Annotated in this window: 12 protein-coding genes and 1 pseudogene; 4 read left to right on the forward strand and 9 right to left on the reverse strand. The window is 66.7% G+C overall.

Going from position 1 to position 17,435, the window contains the following annotated elements; genetic code table 11:
- Positions 1–35 precede the first annotated feature (35 nt).
- The 4 genes from ACKY0W_RS09050 to ACKY0W_RS09065 are packed head-to-tail and all read right to left on the reverse strand — an operon-like array spanning position 36 to position 4,316.
- Entirely contained in the window at positions 36–1,661 is a 1,626-nt protein-coding gene (locus tag ACKY0W_RS09050) for a cytochrome b (RefSeq protein WP_409437284.1), read from the reverse strand.
- Positions 1,658–2,836: a ubiquinol-cytochrome c reductase iron-sulfur subunit gene (locus ACKY0W_RS09055; protein WP_409437285.1), complete on the reverse strand. Its 1,179-nt coding sequence runs from the start codon at positions 2,834–2,836 to the stop codon at positions 1,658–1,660. Before ACKY0W_RS09055 ends, ACKY0W_RS09050 begins: the two co-directional genes overlap by 4 nt.
- Positions 2,833–3,693 carry a c-type cytochrome gene (locus ACKY0W_RS09060; protein WP_409437286.1) on the reverse strand — a complete coding sequence of 287 codons (861 nt, stop codon included), beginning with the start codon at positions 3,691–3,693 and terminating at the stop codon, positions 2,833–2,835. The genes ACKY0W_RS09055 and ACKY0W_RS09060 overlap by 4 nt, the downstream gene beginning before the upstream one ends.
- 11 nt (positions 3,694–3,704) lie before the next feature.
- The gene (locus tag ACKY0W_RS09065) at positions 3,705–4,316 is read right to left on the reverse strand and encodes a heme-copper oxidase subunit III (protein ID WP_046283762.1); all 612 of its coding nucleotides are present in this window, start codon (positions 4,314–4,316) and stop codon (positions 3,705–3,707) included.
- A gap of 171 nt (positions 4,317–4,487) precedes the next feature.
- Between ACKY0W_RS09065 and trpD the strand changes: the two genes are divergently transcribed.
- A complete protein-coding gene (trpD, locus tag ACKY0W_RS09070; RefSeq protein ID WP_409437287.1) occupies positions 4,488–5,570 on the forward strand; it encodes an anthranilate phosphoribosyltransferase in 1,083 nt (360 codons plus the stop codon).
- Between the two features lie 252 nt (positions 5,571–5,822).
- Here the strand turns inward: trpD and ACKY0W_RS09075 are convergent.
- Positions 5,823–7,439 (reverse strand): annotated as a pseudogene (locus ACKY0W_RS09075) (DEDD exonuclease domain-containing protein); the annotation flags it as partial.
- Between the two features lie 142 nt (positions 7,440–7,581).
- On the opposite strand from ACKY0W_RS09075, the gene ACKY0W_RS09080 reads away from it, so the two are divergent.
- The 3 genes from ACKY0W_RS09080 (at position 7,582) to ACKY0W_RS09090 (ending at position 10,018) form a co-directional block, all read left to right on the forward strand.
- Positions 7,582–7,848, forward strand: a complete 267-nt coding sequence (locus ACKY0W_RS09080; protein ID WP_409437288.1) for a hypothetical protein — start codon at positions 7,582–7,584, stop codon at positions 7,846–7,848.
- A gap of 183 nt (positions 7,849–8,031) precedes the next feature.
- Positions 8,032–9,177: a peptidoglycan hydrolase RipC gene (gene ripC / locus ACKY0W_RS09085; protein WP_409437698.1), complete on the forward strand. Its 1,146-nt coding sequence runs from the start codon at positions 8,032–8,034 to the stop codon at positions 9,175–9,177.
- Between the two features lie 19 nt (positions 9,178–9,196).
- A complete protein-coding gene (locus ACKY0W_RS09090; protein WP_409437699.1) occupies positions 9,197–10,018 on the forward strand; it encodes a hypothetical protein in 822 nt (273 codons plus the stop codon).
- On the opposite strand, the gene ACKY0W_RS09095 is transcribed toward ACKY0W_RS09090, so the two are convergent.
- The 4 genes from ACKY0W_RS09095 to ACKY0W_RS09110 all read right to left on the reverse strand — a co-directional run bounded on the left by ACKY0W_RS09095 (position 9,999) and on the right by ACKY0W_RS09110 (position 17,412).
- Positions 9,999–11,732 carry an AMP-binding protein gene (locus ACKY0W_RS09095; RefSeq protein WP_409437289.1) on the reverse strand — a complete coding sequence of 578 codons (1,734 nt, stop codon included), beginning with the start codon at positions 11,730–11,732 and terminating at the stop codon, positions 9,999–10,001. The genes ACKY0W_RS09090 and ACKY0W_RS09095 overlap by 20 nt on opposite strands.
- Before the next feature lie 41 nt (positions 11,733–11,773).
- Entirely contained in the window at positions 11,774–12,904 is a 1,131-nt protein-coding gene (gene pe, locus ACKY0W_RS09100; RefSeq protein ID WP_406781889.1) for an acyltransferase PE, read from the reverse strand.
- Positions 12,905–12,971: 67 nt separating this feature from the next.
- Complete coding sequence (locus tag ACKY0W_RS09105) at positions 12,972–15,974, reverse strand: RND family transporter (RefSeq protein WP_409437290.1); 3,003 nt, start codon at positions 15,972–15,974, stop codon at positions 12,972–12,974.
- A 16-nt stretch (positions 15,975–15,990) separates the two neighbouring features.
- Entirely contained in the window at positions 15,991–17,412 is a 1,422-nt protein-coding gene (locus ACKY0W_RS09110; protein WP_409437291.1) for a condensation domain-containing protein, read from the reverse strand.
- Positions 17,413–17,435 lie beyond the last annotated feature (23 nt).

Here is a 17,435-nt window from a genome sequence, read left to right on the forward strand (position 1 = left end):
TGCGCAGGCTGCCCGATTCTTCGGACCCCGTAGGCCTAGTGGTGACCGTTGGTGTTACCGCCCTGATGCTCGGCCAGCGCGGTCATCGCACGTCGCTCGCTGGCGTGCGCGGCCTCGTTGAGCGCGGCGTCCTCGTCGACCGGGTCGGCCGTCAGGAAGCTGCCGGTACCGGGAGCCCCAGCCGAGCCGAGCTTGTTCATCTTCTTGGGCAGCGGCGCACCGGCGTACTCCAGCGGAATGGGGTGGCCGTGGTCATCGACCGGGCCCAGCGGCTGGTGCAGCTCGATGTAGGCACCGTGCGGCAGCCGCTTGATGATGCCGGTCTCGATACCGTGCTCGAGCACGTCGCGGTCACTGCGCTGCAGACCGATGCACCACCGGTAGGTGACGAAGAAGACCAGCGGCGGCAGAACCACCATCCCGATACGGCCGATCCAGGTCGTCGCGTTCAGCGAGATGTGGAACTTCCACGCGATGATGTCGTTCATCGCAGCCAGGGTCAGCACCATGTAGAAGCTGATCGCCATGGCACCGATCGCGGTACGGACCGGAGCGTCCCGGGGACGCTGCAGCAGGTTGTGGTGCGCGTAGTCGCCGGTGAACTTCTTCTCCAGGAACGGGTAGACCATCAGCAAGCCGAAGACGCCACCCATGATCAACGCGACACCGACCGGGCCGGGCACGGTGTGGCCCCAGAAGTAGAACTCCCAGGCCGGCCAGAGACGGGCCAGGCCCTCGGTCCACATCATGTAGAAGTCCGGCTGGCTACCCGCCGACACCTGCGACGGGCGGTAGGGGCCCAGGTTCCAGATCGCGTTGATCTGCAGCAACCCGCCCATGAGGCCCAGGATGCCGGTGATCATCGCGAAGAACGCGCCCGACTTGATCGCGAAGACCGGCAGCACCCGCACGCCCACGACGTTGGTCTCGGTGCGGCCCGGGCCGGGGAACTGCGTGTGCTTCTGGAACCACACCAGCGCCATGTGCACGCCGATCAGGGCCAGGATGATGCCCGGGATCAGCAGGATGTGCAGTGCGTAGAGCCGGGGGATCAAGATGGTGCCCGGGAAGTCGCCGCCGAACAGTGCCCAGTGCAACCAGGTGCCGATCACCGGCATACCCAGCGTGATCGAGGACAGCGCGGCGCGCAGACCGATACCGGACAGCAGGTCGTCGGGCAGCGAGTAACCGAAGTAGCCCTCGAACATGGCCAGGATCAGCAGCAGCGACCCGATCACCCAGTTCGCCTCACGCGGCCGACGGAATGCGCCGGTGAAGAAGATGCGCGCCAGGTGCACCATGATCGACGCCGCGAACATCAGTGCGGCCCAGTGGTGGAGCTGGCGGACGAACAAGCCGCCGCGCACCTCGAAGGAGATGTCCAGCGCCGACTCGTAGGCCCGCGACATCTGCACGCCGTTGAGCGGCTGATAGACGCCGTGGTAGATGACCTCGGCCATCGACGGGTCGAAGAACAGCGTCAGGTAGACGCCCGAGAGCAGCAAGATGATGAAGCTGTACAACGCGATCTCACCGAGCAGGAACGACCAGTGCGTCGGGAAGACCTTGTTGAACTGGCGGCGCAGCGCGGCCGCCGGGTGGTAACGGGTATCGATGTCGTCTGCTTGGCGGGCGAGCAGGTCGCCGATTGCAGGGCTCATGAGGTGCGCTCCCAGAATGCCGGTCCGACAGGTTCCACGAAGTCGCCGTTGGCGACCAGATGCCCATTGGCGTCAATGGTGATCGGCAGCTGTGCCAGCGCGCGAGCCGCCGGGCCGAAGACCGGCTTGGCGAAGTGCAGTGCGTCGAACTGCGACTGGTGGCACGGGCACAGGATCCGATAGGTCTGCTGCTCGAACAGGGAAGACGGACAACCCAGGTGCGAGCAGATCTTGGTGTAGGCGAAGAAGTCGCCGTAGTTGAAGCTCTCCTGGCCCTGGCGCTTGACCACCTTGGGCATGTCGTCGGGCCGGATGCGGATCAGCATCACCGGGTTACGAACACCCATCATGATCTCGGTGAGCTTCTCGTTCGACTCTTCGGTGGTGCCGTCACCGTCGGACTCGCGCCACGGGAACACCGTCTCCATGCCGCCGGCGTCCAGGTCCTCGGGCCGCATCTTGACGAACGGAGAGTTGGTGCTCTGACCGGTCGCGCGGGCCAAGTAGATGGTCTCGCCGGGGTAGCGCGGGGTCCACCCGGAAGTCCACAGCGCCGCCTTCTTGCCTTCGGCGGTGTCGACGACCGGCTTCCAGGGGTTCTTGATCAGGCCACCGGCGCCGGCCACCAAGGTGCCCAGGCCGAATGCGCCGAATCCGACGCCCAGCGACGCACCCAGCAACTTGCGCCGCCCGATGGTCGAGCCCTCGAACGCGTCGGTCAGCTGGGCCGCAACGGTCTTACGGTCGATCTCGGGGGAGCTGCCGTCGTGACGGTCCTGGATGGTGATCTCTTCGGGGATGAACTTCTTGACGAACAGCACCGCGCCGATCGCGATGCACAGCACCGAGAGCCCGAAGGTCAAGCCGTACAGCGGAGTCGCCAGCGAGTAGGCCAAGCCGTTCGGGGACTCCAGCGGCGCGTACTCCCACGGCCAGAACAGGAAGACCAGCAGCAGGGCCAGGCCGAAGCCGCCACCCGCCAGGAACCAGGCCGCGACCCGGCGCTCGGCGCGCTTCTCGGCCCGAGTGCCCTCGACCGGCCAGCGCGGCTCCTTGAAGACGGTGTTGACGCCGTCGATGCTGCCGCCGAGAGCCAGCAGCTCGTCGTTGGTCATCGTCGCCAGTGCGGCCTGGTCTGGCAGGTCAGGCGTTCCGGTCTTGTCGTTGCTGCTCATGAGCGTGCCCCGATCCACATTGCCGCGGCGATGGCTGCGACCATGCCGATAATCCAAATCACCATGCCCTCGGGCGCCGGGCCGAAGCCGCCGAGCCCGTAGCCGCCCGGATCACGTTCCTCGGTAACGGATTTCACGTAGGCGATGATGTCCTTCTTCTCCTCCATGGAGATCTGCCGGTCGGAGAAGCGCGGCATGTTCTGCGGGCCGGACAGCATCGCGGTCAGGATCTGCTGCTCGCTGGCAGGCTCCAGGTCGGGCGCGTACTTACCCGAGGACAGGGCGCCGCCCCGGCCGGTGAAGTTGTGGCACGACGCGCAGTTGAGCCGGAAGAGGTCGCCACCGCGGCCCAGGTCGTCGCCGCGCAGCGAAGCCTGCGCGATGCTGCCATCGGCGTTGCGCACCACGGTGGGGCCGCCGCCGTTGGCCTGGACGTAGGCGCCCAGGGCGTCGATCTGCTTGTCGTCGAAGAACGGGTACGTACGGGGGGCCTGCGCCTCACCGCGGACCGCGGGCATCCGGCCGCTGGAGACCTGGAAGTAGACGGCGGCTTCACCGACGCCGATCAGGCTCGGACCGCGGCCCACCTCACCCTGCAGGTTGGCGCCGTGGCAGCTCACGCACGAGGTGTCGAAGAGCTGCTTACCGGTGCGCAGCAGGGCCGAGGCCGACTCGTCGGCCACCGCAACCTGCGGGGTCGGGGTCAGCACCGCGGCCATTCCGCCGGCCAGCATCAGGGCGACCAGCAGCAGCAGTCCGCCGGAGACTCGACGGCGCAGGCGCCGCCGGGCGACGGAATCGTTGTTGCCAGGTCGGGCCCACTTCTTCAGTGTCTTCAACCGGACACTCCTGTTCATCGGGCGGTTGCTCATCGGATGAAGTAGATCGTGGCGAACAGTGCGATCCACACGATGTCGACGAAGTGCCAGTAGTAGGACACGACGATCGAGGCGGTGGCCTGAGCCGGGGTGAACTTGCTCATCGTGGTTCGCAGCATCAGGAAGATGAAGGCGACCAACCCACCGATGACGTGCAGGCCGTGGAACCCGGTGGTCAGGTAGAACACGGTGCCGTAGGCGCTCGACGGGATGGTGGTGCCGTGCGCGATCAGGTGCGAGTACTCGTAGGCCTGACCGCAGACGAAGAACAGTCCCATGAGGAAGGTCAGCAGGTACCACCGGCGCAGCCCGAACACGTCGCCACGCTCGGCGGCGAACACGCCCATCTGGCACGTGAACGATGACGCGATCAGCACCAGTGTCACCGGGACCGCCAGGGCAAGGTTCAGCTCCGTTGGCGGCGGCGGCCAGGCGCCACCGGACTGCGCGCGAGCCGTGAAGTACATCGCGAACAAACCGGCAAAGAACATCAATTCACTGGACAGCCACACGATGGTGCCGACGCTGACCATGTTGGGACGGTTCAGCGAATGCACACGAGAAGTAATGGCAGTACCCGAGGACCCCACAGCGCTCGTCACCCCGCAAGTATGACGCTATGTAGTTGTAGATCTCCACCCGGGGCTGGCAATTCGTTTGAACTGGTCTCGTCTCTGCTGTTACCGGGCTGTTAGCGCTCTGTCCTCCACCTGTTTCGGGCCGTGCTTCCGGTTGGCTTTGGTGTCGCGGGGGCCGCATGCGACGATCGGCGCGTGGTCGAGCCAGGTAATGCGGCGCAGCCGAAAGCGCAGATAGGGCAGTGGCGACAGGTCCTGGGCGGCCTGACGTCGGGTACGGATCTGGCTCGGGGCCAGGCGGCCTGGGCGATGGAGCAGATCATGGCCGGCGCCGCGACCTCCGCGCAGATTGCGGCGTTCGGGGTAGCTATGCAGATGAAGGGCCCGACCGCCGCCGAGGTAGGCGAGCTGGCCGACGTCATGCTGGCCTACGGCCGCAAGGTTCCCACCGACAAGATCGGCACCGACACCGTCGACGTGGTGGGCACCGGCGGGGACGGCGCCAACACGGTGAACCTGTCCACGATGGCGGCGATCGTGGTGGCCGCCGCAGGGGTGCCGGTGGTCAAGCACGGCAATCGGTCGGCGAGCTCGCTGTCTGGGGGCGCCGACACCCTGGAGGCGTTGGGGGTGCGTATCGACCTGGGGCCCGACGAGGTGGCCCGCAGTGTCGCCGAGGTCGGCATCGGATTCTGCTTCGCCCCGCAGTTCCAGCCGTCCTATCGCAACGCTTCGGTGGCACGGCGCGAGATCGGCGTCCCCACGGTGTTCAACCTGCTAGGCCCGCTGACCAACCCGGCACGGCCACGCGCCGGGCTGATCGGCTGCGCGTTCGGGGAGTTGGCCGAGGTGATGGCCGGCGTGTTCGCGGCGCGGCGGTCCAGCGTGCTGGTGGTGCACGGTGACGACGGCCTCGACGAATTGACCACCACGACGACCAGCACGATCTGGCGAGTGCAGGCCGGGACCATCGATCGGCTGACCTTCGACCCGGCTGGTTTCGGGTTCGCTCGTGCGGAGGTCGGCGAGCTGCTCGGCGGTGATGCGCAGGCCAACGCCGAGGAGGCCCGTTCGGTGCTCGCCGGAACCAAGGGCGCGGTGCGCGATGCCGTGGTACTCAACGCCGCCGGGGCGATCGTGGCTCACGCGGGGCTAACCAGCAGCGCTGAGTGGTTGCCGGCCTGGGAGGACGGGTTGGCGCGCGCGGTCCAGGCGATCGACAGCGGTGCGGCCGAACAACTGCTTGCCCGTTGGGTCCGCTTCGGCGCCCAGCTCTGAGGCCAGCCGCGCCGAGCGGGCCAGCGCTGCCCATGAGGTCAACGGACCGGCCGAGCGCAGTGGCGACACCCAGCCGTCGGGTTCATGCGGCGATCCCAGCTTCGTCTCTCCTTCGTCGAGCCTCGCTGAACCGCTCAGCTCATGCGTCGGTCCCAGCGTCGTCTCTCCTTCGTCGAGCCTCGCTGAACCGCCGGTCCCGTCGACGCGGACGATGCGCACCCCAGGAGCTGCCAGCCAGCGGGCGATGAGCATGGTCTCCTCGACCAGGGCGCCGGCCAACGGCGCCGGCTCGGGCAGCACCGCCTCGGCGCCCAGCGTGATCGCATCGACGACGGGCATCGGCGGCACACCGCGCGCGGCGCACCCCGCGGCGGCCAGCCGGCCGTGGCGGATCACCGCAAGGTGCCACCCGCCGGCGCAGTCCGGCGCGGCGGCCACCAGCTCGGGCAGTGCTACCAGGGCGCGGGCACGCTGACTGCGCCACAGGGCTTCGATCGCCGTGGCGGTGCGGTCGCGTAGCCGGGCCGCGCTTTCGTAGTGCCCGCGATCGGCCAGCGCGTTCACCTGCTGCACCGCGGCGTCCAGGGCGCCGTTGTCGACACCGTCGAACAACGCCGCGGCACGTCCGACCGCTTCGGCGTACTCGTCTGCAGTGGTGTTCGCTGCCGCCGGGCAAGGGCCGACTTCGGCCGGCGGGCAGGAATGCCGACTGGTGCGGCTCAATCGCTTTGTGCAGGTTCGGATTCCGGTGAACCGTGAAAACAGGGCGGCGGAATCGGCAGCGTCGGCCCGAGAGCGGAACGGGCCGATGGCCCGCTCGTGCCGCGGAGCGCGCACCACGGTCAGACGGGGGAAAGCCTCGCCTGTCAGGGTGATCCACCACCACCGCCGGGGAAACTTCGATCGCCGGTTGTAGGGCGGAGCGGCCGCGGCCAGCAGCCTTAGCTCGCGTACCCCGGCCTCCAGCGGATGCGCGCATTCGACGTGATCGATCCGGGTGGCCAGCGCCACCATCTCGGCGATGCGGCTACGGCGTTCCGAGCCGTTGAAGTACTGCGCGACCCGCCGGCGCAGGTTGGTGGAGGTGCCGATGTAGAGCACTTCGTCGGACGGGCCGCGGAACAGGTAGACCCCGGGCCGGTGCGGCAGCCCGACCGCCAGGCTGCGCTTGCGGCGCTGGGCTGGTGTCGTGTGTGAGAGATAGGCACGCAGATCGCCGAAGGTGTTGACCTGCTGATTGCCGAGCCGCTCGATCAGCGCGTGCAGGACGTCGACGGTGGCGCGGGCGTCGTCGAGCGCTCGGTGGGTAGGTGTGGTGCTGACCGCGAACAGCCGGGACAACTCGGCAAGCCGGACGCTGGGCGCCTCGTCGCGACTGAGCACCCGGCGTGCCAGCCGCACCGTGCACAGCACCGGCGGCCGCGGCCAGGCCAGATCGCAGCGTCGTGCGGCGGCGGTCAGGAACCCCACATCGAAGCCGGCATTGTGGGCGACCAACACCGAACCGCGGTCGAATCCGGCGAACTCGAGGAACGACGGCAACACGGCCTCGATCGTGGGCGCCTCATAGACCATGGCGGTGGTGATACCGGTCAACCGGACGATCTGCGGCGGAATGCCGCGCTGCGGGTTGATCAGCGTGGCGAACTCGCCCTCGACCACTCCACCACGCACTTTGACCGCGCCGATCTCGGTGATGGCGTCCGCCTGCTCGTCCCCGCTGGGCGAGGCCCGGCCGCCGGTGGTCTCGAGGTCCACCACCACGAACGTGGTGTCGTGCAAGGTGGCCGGGACGGCGTCGAATTCGGCTTCGAGATCGGCTTCGAATTGGGGGAAGCTCAGCTGTCCTGGGGCAGAGCCGGTGGTCATGGTCGAAACCGTAGGCGGCCGCACCGACACCGGCGGTTCAGCGAGGCTCGACGGAGGAGAGGTGAAGCTGGGGCCGCCGCGGTGAGGCCGTCTTGTCGGTGCCCGGAGTTAGCGTGCCGGCAACTGATCGAGAGGAAACGTCATGGGACAGGTCTCGGGACACTTGGATGGCTGCGGTGCACGCCGGGCGGATTCGGATCCGATGGTGATCGACTGCGATGACTGTGCGGTGCGCGGACCGGCTTGCCGGGACTGTGTGGTCAGCGTGTTGCTGGGTGTGCCCAACGAACTGCTCGAAGACGAGCGTGCGGCACTGGATGTGCTCGCCGAGGCCGGGATGGCACCCCGGTTGCGGTTGGTCCCGATCCGCGGCGAGCGGGGTCCGGTGCGCCGCTCGGGCGTGGCCTGACCAGGGCCGGATCGCGGCGAGCGGCCTTAGAACTTTCACAATCCTGACTGTTACAGTCGGCAATTCGTGATGGACAACGACGTTGCCATTCCGTAACCTATTCGAGACCTTACGTTTCGGCGGCGGCACGCCCCCCGTGCCTCCCTGGGCAGTGTTAAGGATGCAATCTTGGAGCTCGAACGTATGCAGTGGCGTCTGCGTGCTTTGAGGCGCCCTGCGCTCGGCGCCGCAGTCGGCTTGGTGGCCGGTGTCACGACTCTGAGCAGCGTGTTGGTCGGAAACGTCCACGCAGACCCCGCCGACGACGCCCTGGCGAAGCTCAGCGAACTGTCCCGCCAGGCCGAGCAGACCACTGAGGCCATGCACACCGCGCAGCTCAATCTCGATGAGAAGCTCGCCGCGCAGCAGGCCGCGGACAGCGCGCACGTCGCCGACCAGGCCGCCCTGGATGCGGCCCGGGACCAGTTGTCCACCTACCGAGCTTCCGTCAACCGCTTCGCCGCCACCACCTACATGGGTGGCCGGGTTGGCGGCGCGGACGCCATCTTGACCGCTGAGTCGCCGCAACAACTGATCGACAAGCTCGGTGTGCAGCGGGTGGTCGCCAGCGACCTGTCGGTGCAACTGGACCGGTTCCGTGCCGCCAGCGAGCAGGCCGATCAGGCCGAGCAGGCGTCGGCCAAGTCGGCTGACGAAGCACGGACGGCAGCCGAGCAGGCCGCCGCAGTGCGCGCCGAGCTGCAGGCCCGCCAAAGTCGTCTGCAGCTGCAGATCTCCGTGGTGAAATCGCAGTACTACGCCCTGACGCCGCAGCAGCGTACGGCGATGGCCGCACCCGGCGCGGGGCCCGAAGCCGTACCGGGCGAACCCGCGCCCGAGGGTATGCCGCCGGCCCCCGGATTCCCCGGATTCCCGGGATTCCCGATGCCCGGGTCCGACGCGCCGCCCCCGATGGACGTGGCGCTGGGCGCACCCGGTGGCGGAGGTGCCGCGACTGCCGTCCAGGCGGCGTTGACCCAGGTCGGCACGCCCTATGTCTGGGGTGGGGCCGCACCGGGCGGATTCGACTGCTCCGGTCTGGTGATGTGGGCCTTCCACCAGGCCGGCATCAACCTGCCGCACTCCAGCCAGGCGCAGGCCAACGGCGGGCAGGCGGTGTCGCTGTCCGACCTGCAGCCCGGCGATGTGCTGACCTTCTACTCAGACGCGTCGCACTCGGGGATCTACGTCGGCGACGGCATGATGATCCACTCGTCCACCTACGGTCAGCCGGTCCGGGTGGTGCCGATGAACTCCTCCGGCCCGATCCACAACGCCCGCCGTTACTGAGCGCCGGGGAATCCGACGCCTGCTTGCGGCGCTACTGGCTGTCGAGCTGATCGGCGGTGTCGCGCTGCTGGGCGTAGCTGCTCGCTCGCCGGCAACCGAGCCACTGATCGTGGGCGATGACCGCAGCGTCGTTCTGGAGAACCTCGGCGGTCAGCCCGGCGAAGAGCTGCTGTCGCGGGTGGCCGCGAACATCGGATCGGCCGTCGACGCGGTCGAAGCGTTCTGGGGGACCGACTGGTCGCATCGCATTCAGGTGACGGCCACCGGCTCGGATCGGCAGTTCGTCGCGCTCGCCGGCCACGACAGCGCGGATGTTGCCCAGTGGTCCGATGTCGCCGCGGTCGCGGTCGCCGACCGGGTGGATCCGGAGCGTCGGACTGCAGTTGGGCAACGGATCGTCTTCGCTCCCCGCGCGGACACGATGAGCACACCGGCGCTGCGAATCGTGTTGACCCATGAGCTTTTTCACTATGCGGCCCGAACCGACACCGCGCTCGATGCGCCGCGCTGGCTCACCGAGGGAGTGGCCGATTTCATCGCACGGCCGCAGGGTGATCGGGCGAGCGCGCCGGCGGAAGGAGTCGTGGCGTTGCCGTCGGATGCCGACCTCGATGCTCCCGGACCGCGGCGGGCGCAGGCCTATGACCGGGCATGGGAGTTCGCTCGTTTCGTGGCCGGCCGCTTCGGGACGGCCAAGCTGCGCGAGCTCTATCTGACTGCCTGCGGTCCCGGGCATGTGCAGCCGGCGGTGGCGGTGCCTCTGGTGCTCGGGGTGAATCTGTCCGAGCTGCTCGTCGGGTGGCAGCGCTGGGCCGACGGTCTCAGGCGTCCAGCCGGGTGAACTCGTTCCGGCGGTGCTGCTCGATGCAGGCGGCGCGCCGGATCTTGCCGCTCGTCGTGGTGGGGATCTCGCCGGGCGCTACCAGTACAAGGTCTCCGACGGTCAGGCCGTGCTCCGTGGCGATCGCTGCCGTGACCTCGCTGGCGATGCGGGCGAGGTGTTGGATCGCTTCCTCGCCGGCGGCGTCGCGTTGCTTAATCTCGATGATGGTGACCAGCTTCTCGGTATCGCCCGCCCGGACGGCTATCGCCGCGACCCGACCCGCGGTGATCTGTTGGACCGTCGCCTCGATGTCCTCGGGATAGTAGTTGCGTCCCCGGATGATCAGCAGATCCTTGATGCGGCCGACGATGAACAGCTCACCCGCGTCGAGAAATCCTTGGTCGCCGGTGCGCAGCCAGGGCCCGTCCGGCGTGCCCGGCGAGGGTTCGCCGAGCGTGACGCCAAAGCAGTGCTGCTCCTCCGGTGGTTTGCGCCAGTAGCCGTCGGCGACATTGGCCCCATGCACCCAGATCTCGCCCACCACGCCCGGCGGGCATTCACGGTGGGTGTCGCTGTCGACGATCCGCAGCGTGGGCGACTGCGGTACCCGGTAGGGGACCAGTGCGGTGCCTTTCCCGGGCGAGCACCGCTGAGCGCGGCCGGCGCCCAGCTCAACGACATCGAAGTGAGCCGCCGGTGAGGCCTCGCTCCAGGTGTTGGACGCTACGAAGACGGTCGCTTCGGCCAAACCGTACGAGGGGCGCATCATCTCGTCCCGGAAATTGAAGTGCGCGAACCGATCGACGAAGCGCTCCAGGGTGGCCGCCTCGACACGCTCTGCGCCGCTGATGACGCCCAACACGCCGCCGAGGTCCAATCCGCTCAGGTCGGCGTCGGTTGTCTTGCGGGCGGCCAGGTCGAAGGCGAAGTTCGGTGCCGCCGACCAGCTGTGCGGATTTCGCGCCAATGCCTGGATCCATCGGGCCGGTCGTTCCAAGAACGAAACCGGGCTGGTCAGCTCGCCGCGGAAACCGCCCAGGATCGGTGCGCAGACCCCGAGCACCAAACCCATGTCGTGGTAAAACGGCAGCCACGACACCATGGTGGTATCCGACGGGACTGTGGTTCCGGCGAAGTAGCTCCGCATCAGCTGCTCGAAATTCGTCTGCAGGTTGGCGTGCGAGATCATCACCCCGGTTGGCTGCCGGGTCGATCCGGAGCTGTACTGCAAGTATGCCGTGCTCGGCAAATCAGTTGCCCGGAAACCGGTTTCGCTGTCGACATCGAGGTGCATCGAGTCGATCTCGACGATCTTCGGCACGGCGTCCAGACGGGCCGCATCAACGTATTCGGCGACGTCTTGCGCGACCGCGGATGTGGTCAGAACCACCGCGGGCGCGGCATCGGCCAGGACCGCGCCGACCCGCTCATGATGCGAGCCGCGGTGTGGCAACGGGAGCGGGACGGCGATCAACCCGGCCTGCATCGCGCCCAGAAACGCCGCGATGTAGTCCAGCGACTGCGGGGCCAGGATCACCGCCCGGTCTCCCACGGAGCCATGGAAGCTGAGCTCGCGAGCCACGTTGAATGTCCGGCGCGACAGCTGTGACCAGGTGACGTCCTCGCGAACCCCCTCCCAGTCTCCGTCGTAGTTCGTGAAGGTGAACGCGACGTCGTGGGGCCGCAGGCTGGCACGCCCGTGCAGCATCGACAGAACGGAGGGCTGAGGCATCGGCGTCACATAGCTCATCGAATCGGTAGGCCAGCGGGCGATCAGCCCTTGCCGCTCCCGGACATTCCGGACAATACGGACATTGCGCCGTTCAGGATCTGCGAGAACGGGTCGGCCCCGCCGCCGAAGGTGGCCTGGGTGGCGGGTGCGGTGACGGCTGCGGGGTCGAAGCCATTGATCGGGTCCACTTGGATGGGTGCGGTCGCAGGATCGTCGTTGCGTGAATAGGCGGCGTTCACCCGGGGAAGCAGTATCGCGTCCAGCCTGTTGAGTGTGTCTTCATCAATCCCGATGTATGACAACGGCATAACGAGTGGAAGGTGCTTCTCGGGGATCAGATAGGTCGTTGTCGTCGCACCCCTGGAGTTCACCGTTGTCCTGATGTTCTGCGGCGGCACCATGTCTGGGTTGGTGAAGGCGACCGCGGTGTGGCCGGTTGCCAGGCCCATGAGGGTGTTGGCCAGCGCCAACAGGTTGTCCGGGCGGTCCGGGAAGTCGGCGATCGAGTCGTAGGCGGAGACGAACATCTTGGTGTCGTACTGGCTCTCCACCGGAGCCGGAATGCGGTAGTCCATCGCCGGAACAACCGATCCGACCGGAAACATCGCGGTCAGGAAGCTCTGGCCGAAGGCGTGCCGCGCGATGGGGTCGCCGAACGTGGCGAAGTTCAGCTTGTCCGGCGGGGGAGCGGTGGGATCGGTCGCCAGCCGGGCCTGTACGGCGTCGAGCACCAGCGAGCCCTCTGACAGCCCGATCGCGGTGCCGGGGCCGCCGTTGCGGATCGCCGCGTCGAGATTGCCCTCTCCCTCGTCGACCGACTCACCGATGCTGGGCCCGTCCGCCCCCAACCCGGGGAAGGCTTCATCGAGCTTGCCGATGCCGGGGAACAGACGCTCCAGTACGTGCCCCTGGACCTGCCCAGCCGGGTAGCGCACGATTTGGCGCCTCAGGCCCGGGAACCATTCCTCGCCTTCACGGCGGATGTACTCGTCGTAGGGGATGCCCAGGACGTGGGCGCCGCCGAGGGCGTAGGCGTTGCGGTCGGATGTATTCGCGCTTCCGCCGGGCGTGTCGTAGCCGGGTGTGTCGTCGGCTGCGCTGACTCCGGTACCGAAGCATCCGGTAGTGCTCAGAGTCACCAGCGCGGAGAATCCTGCTACGAGCTTCTTCATCTCTGCCTCCCCCGACGGCTCGGCTTGCCTTGTAGTTTCACACAGATCGCCTGCACGAGTAACCCCCTTACGCTGCAGCGCGCCCCCGCCGTTGTCGCCGCGATCCCAGCCGGGACGGCCACCAGTTGGCACGCCCGGCCAGCGCGGCGATGGCGGGCACCGTGATGGTGCGGACCAGGAAGGTGTCCAGCAAGATCCCGACGCCGATGACGAGACCCCCCTGGACCACGGTACTGATGCTGGAGAACAACAGGCCGCACATCGAGGCGGCGAAGATCACGCCCGCTGCGGTGATCACGCCGCCGGTCGAACTCAGGGTGCGGATCACGCCGTAGCGGACGCTGTGCGGCGACTCGTCGCGCATCCGCGACACCAGCAGCATGTTGTAGTCGGCGCCGACCGCGACCAGCACCACGAACGCCAGTGGGGGCACGGTCCAATGCAGCTGTTGGCCGCCGATGAACTGGATCACCAACACACCGATACCCAGCGCAGACAGATACGAGACCACCACGGAGGCGACCAGGTACAGCGGTGCGACGACAGCACGCAGCAGCGCAACCAACGTCAACAGCACGACGATCAGGGTCGCGATGATGATGAACCGGATGTCGTGCTGGTAGTAGTCGCGGGTGTCTCTCAGAGCCGCGGTGTAGCCGGTCATCGACACGGTGGCGTCGGCCAATGCGGTGTTGGGCTGGGCACTGCGAGCGGCGTCAGTGATGGCGTCGATCTGGTCCATCGCTTCGGTGCTGAACGGATTGAGTTCGGTTTGCACCAGGTAGCGCACGGAATGTCCGTCCGGCGAAAGGAATATCTTGGCGGCTTCGGTGAACTCGTCCAACTGCAGTAGTTGGGCCGGGATGTTGAAACCAGCCTGAGCCGGTTGCGCCGCACCGTTTTTGAGCGTCAGGAGGAACGTCGCGGCGGCATCCAACTCGGTGCCCATCTGCTTGACCTGCTTGACCAGTTCGGCGACGCCGTCGGCGATCTGCCGACTTCCACCGGCGACGCGGTCCGCCCCGTCTTGCATGGACCGCAGGTTGGTCTGCAGGCCACCGGGTTTGTCCATTCCCATGGATTGCATCACCTTGGTGAGGTTGGCAAGCGCGGTGCGCACTCGTTCGATCGAAGCGTTCAGGGACCGCTGGTCCGGGATTGACTGCAATTGCTGTGCGAGATCACTGATCGCGTCGAGGTCTTCTTGATTGCGTCCACCGAGCAGCTGTTCGAAGGCCCCGCGGGTGGCGCTGCAGGACGTATCCAGATCACAGATCGGGTTGCCCTGCAGCGCCGCCAGGACCGGGCCGATCCAGCCGAACATGTTCCTGCCGGCGGAGAAATTCCAGCCCATGGAATTACTGATCGCGTTGACATGGTCGACGAGTTGGGCTGCGGTGTCGACCGACTGGACCAGGGTGTCGCCGCCGTACTGGTTCTTCATCGACGAAAAGGAGTTGACCACGTCCTGGACGCTGGCAGACAGGCGTTTGACCTGGCCGCGCACGTCGCGCAGGTTGGTGGCCAGCGTCTCGGCTCCGGCGGCCAACCGGTTGAGGTCACTGGAGCGGCCGCTGATGGTGGCGGACCCGTCGGCGAGAAAGCCGCCGATTGCGCCGGCCTGATAGGTGGCCCGAAACTCTTCCGGCACAGCCCCGGTCGGCCGGGTGATGCCGGTGACCGCAGCGACGCCGGGGACTTGGCTGACGCGTTGTGCCATCTGTTCCAGGTCGGCGAGCGCCTCGGGAGTGCGCAGGTCATTCGGTGACTGGATCAGGATGTATTCGGGAATCGACTGATTCACCGGAAAATGCTGCTCCAGCGCCGTGTACCCGAGGGAACTCGGAGCCGAGGACCGCAGCGCCTTGCGGTCGTCGTAGTTGTAGCGCACGAAGGCGGCGCAGCCGGCCAGCGCGGCCAACACGAGCAGACTGGCCAGCAGGTGGGCCGTGGGCCTGCGCACGATGCGGATACCCGACTTACGCCACAGTCGAGCCGTCAACTCGCGCCGAGGCTTGACCCAGCCCCGTGCCCCGGCCAGCACCAGAATCGCCGGCAGCAACGTCAGTGCGGCGAGGAACGCGACCCCGATCCCGATCGCCGCCGACGATCCGACCGTCTTGAAGACGCCCATGCGGGCGAAGCTGATGACCAGAAAGGTGATCCCGACGGTGGCGGCGGATGCGGCGATCACCTTGCCGATCGACATCATCGCGCCCTTGACCGCCTGATCTGACTCCGCCCCCGACCGCAGCTGGTCGTGGTAACGGCTGATCAGGAAGACCGCGTAATCCGTTCCGGCACCGGCCATGATCGCGCTCAAAAAGACATTGGACTGGTTCGAGACGCCCGAATTCGTCAGGTGGGAGTATCCGGCCACCAGCGCCTGGGCGATCACCAGAGATATCCCGATGGATATCAGCGGCAGCAGCATGGTGATCGGGCTGCGGTACACCACCAGCAGCACCAGGAGCACCAGCACTGCGATGGCCAACTCGATGGGAAGCCGGTCGTGATCGCCGGCGTCTGTCAGGTCGGCGACGGTTGCCGCCGGGCCGGTGAGATGAGCGGTCAGGGCCGACCCATCTGGGGCCTGTTCCAACGCGTGGTCGACCAGCGCGCTGATCCGATTGAACGCCGCAAATGACTGCGGCGTACCCAGTTCACCGGCAACGCCGACCGGCACGACCCACGCTTTGGCGTCCTCGCTGGTGACGATCGGACGCAGCGGTGGCGTGGTGATGAAATCCTGAAGCATCACAACGTTTTCGGTGTCCCGGCGCAGCGCATCGACCAGATTGCGGTATACGGACTCGTCGGCACGATTGAGCCCGTTGTCGTCGGTCAGGACCACCAGCAGCAGGTCGCCGGATCCCGATTCCTCAAACGATTCGGCCATCCTCTGCGCGGTGACGCTCGAGGGCGCATCGCTCGGCAGGATCGCGAGCGGATGCTTCTGGGCCATCTCGCTCAGGGAAGGAAAAGTCAGGGGCAGTGCAGCGGCGACGGCGATCCAGACCCCGATGACCACCAAGGGCCATCGCACCACCAGCTCTGCTAATCGCCGCATATTGCCCTGACCCCCTTTATGCGACGCGACCCCAGTGCCCGCTGCCTGCGACCCGTACACACACGGACCTCATCGCCTCCATGTAGCGCGTAGCCGATTTCTGGGCGATCGGGTTGTCGGGATGCATGATCGCCATGACCGTGCCCTCGCCGTACCGGAAGATATAGATGGTCAGTTGGTAGGAATACCGGCCATCGGGGTAGATGCCGATGTTGTTCGCAAGCCCCATATCGCCCGCGGCGAGAATGGCATTGAGCGGAGCAGCTCCGCCGTGCAGAAAGTTCGACACCGGAAAGTTCGGCTGTGGCCAGTTCAGCCATGGTGCCAATTCCAGCACCCGGTAATACGGCACCTTCGCCATATCCAACCCGGAATCGAAGCACGTCTGTGCGGCCCAGGACGCGTCTGAGAACGAGGCCGCCGCGATGGGCACGGTGATCGGGATCAAGCCCGTGAACCAGCCTTGCGTCATGAAATTGTCGGCCGCCGTTCGGGAATCCCTAGGAGTCAGTCCGTAATAGGTGAGCGCACCGGTGAACTCATGCTCCACCAGGGCCAGGCAGGCGAACAATCCACCGACGAACCGCGCGCCGGCCGCAGCGCAGGCCGTCTCGAAACGATCGGTCTGCCCGGCATCCATCAACAGCTCGGAAGACATGTCACTACGGGTCGAATCCGCCGGGTCGCCCAACGGGAGCGGAAATTCGGGGAAGCCATCGCCATTGTTCTCGGCGAAGTCCAGCCAGGCACGCACTCCGGGTGAATCCACCGTCAACGCCGCGGTGTTCTCCCGCTCCCGGATGCAGAAATCGCCGTAGCTGCCGGCATCGGGAAGCGTCAGTGCGCTGCCGCCGCCACTGAGTGCGGAGTACATGCCATTGGCCTCCAGCATCGTCGTGCCGATCAGCGTGGCGTCGCCGTGGACATGGTCCATGGCAGCAAAGAAAGTGAAATGGCCCTCGGACTGAATGATCCCGAAGGTGAAACAACCCCATTCCAGCGGCGAGGGGATCGCGACGACGTGCGCGCGTATCTCGTCCGCAGTCATCCTTCCGTGGTCGACAGGCGCAAATTCGATGTCGGCCGGATCGGTGATCTCATGTCTGATGAACTCACCGTCACCGGCCTCTTCGAACCAGCTGCGGAAGGTGTCATGCCTGCGCAGGTAGGCGTTGAGCGCGTGGTCCATCGCGGAAACGTCGCACTGACCTGGCACTTCACAGCTCGCGATGATCTGACGTGAGAAATTCAGACCGGCTGCCGTCCGCTCACAGTAATTCCGCAGATGCTGAGCCTGCATGTAGCTGACCGGAACCGAGCTGACCGCAGCCTGCCGGGCCTTTTCGGTGGCCGCTGCCGTGGGATGCCAAGAGATGACCGTGCCGGGGCTGAGGGTCCATTCATCGAGCGAGCCAACCGTGATCTTGCCGATGCGCAAACTGCCCCTCCTCGCTTGGTCCC

The sequence above is a fragment of the Mycobacterium sp. SMC-14 genome (assembly GCF_046250075.1).
Taxonomy (GTDB): domain Bacteria; phylum Actinomycetota; class Actinomycetes; order Mycobacteriales; family Mycobacteriaceae; genus Mycobacterium.

Coding starts and splice junctions, on each gene's coding strand:
- ACKY0W_RS09105 (WP_409437290.1), bottom strand. CDS start 15,974: ATGCGGCGATTAGCAGAGCTGGTGGTGCGATGGCCCTTGGTGGTCATC.
- ACKY0W_RS09095 (WP_409437289.1), bottom strand. CDS start 11,732: ATGCCTCAGCCCTCCGTTCTGTCGATGCTGCACGGGCGTGCCAGCCTG.
- ACKY0W_RS09055 (WP_409437285.1), bottom strand. CDS start 2,836: ATGAGCAGCAACGACAAGACCGGAACGCCTGACCTGCCAGACCAGGCC.
- ACKY0W_RS09050 (WP_409437284.1), bottom strand. CDS start 1,661: ATGAGCCCTGCAATCGGCGACCTGCTCGCCCGCCAAGCAGACGACATC.
- ACKY0W_RS09080 (WP_409437288.1), top strand. CDS start 7,582: ATGGGACAGGTCTCGGGACACTTGGATGGCTGCGGTGCACGCCGGGCG.
- pe (WP_406781889.1), bottom strand. CDS start 12,904: ATGAAGAAGCTCGTAGCAGGATTCTCCGCGCTGGTGACTCTGAGCACT.
- ACKY0W_RS09060 (WP_409437286.1), bottom strand. CDS start 3,693: ATGAACAGGAGTGTCCGGTTGAAGACACTGAAGAAGTGGGCCCGACCT.
- ripC (WP_409437698.1), top strand. CDS start 8,032: ATGCAGTGGCGTCTGCGTGCTTTGAGGCGCCCTGCGCTCGGCGCCGCA.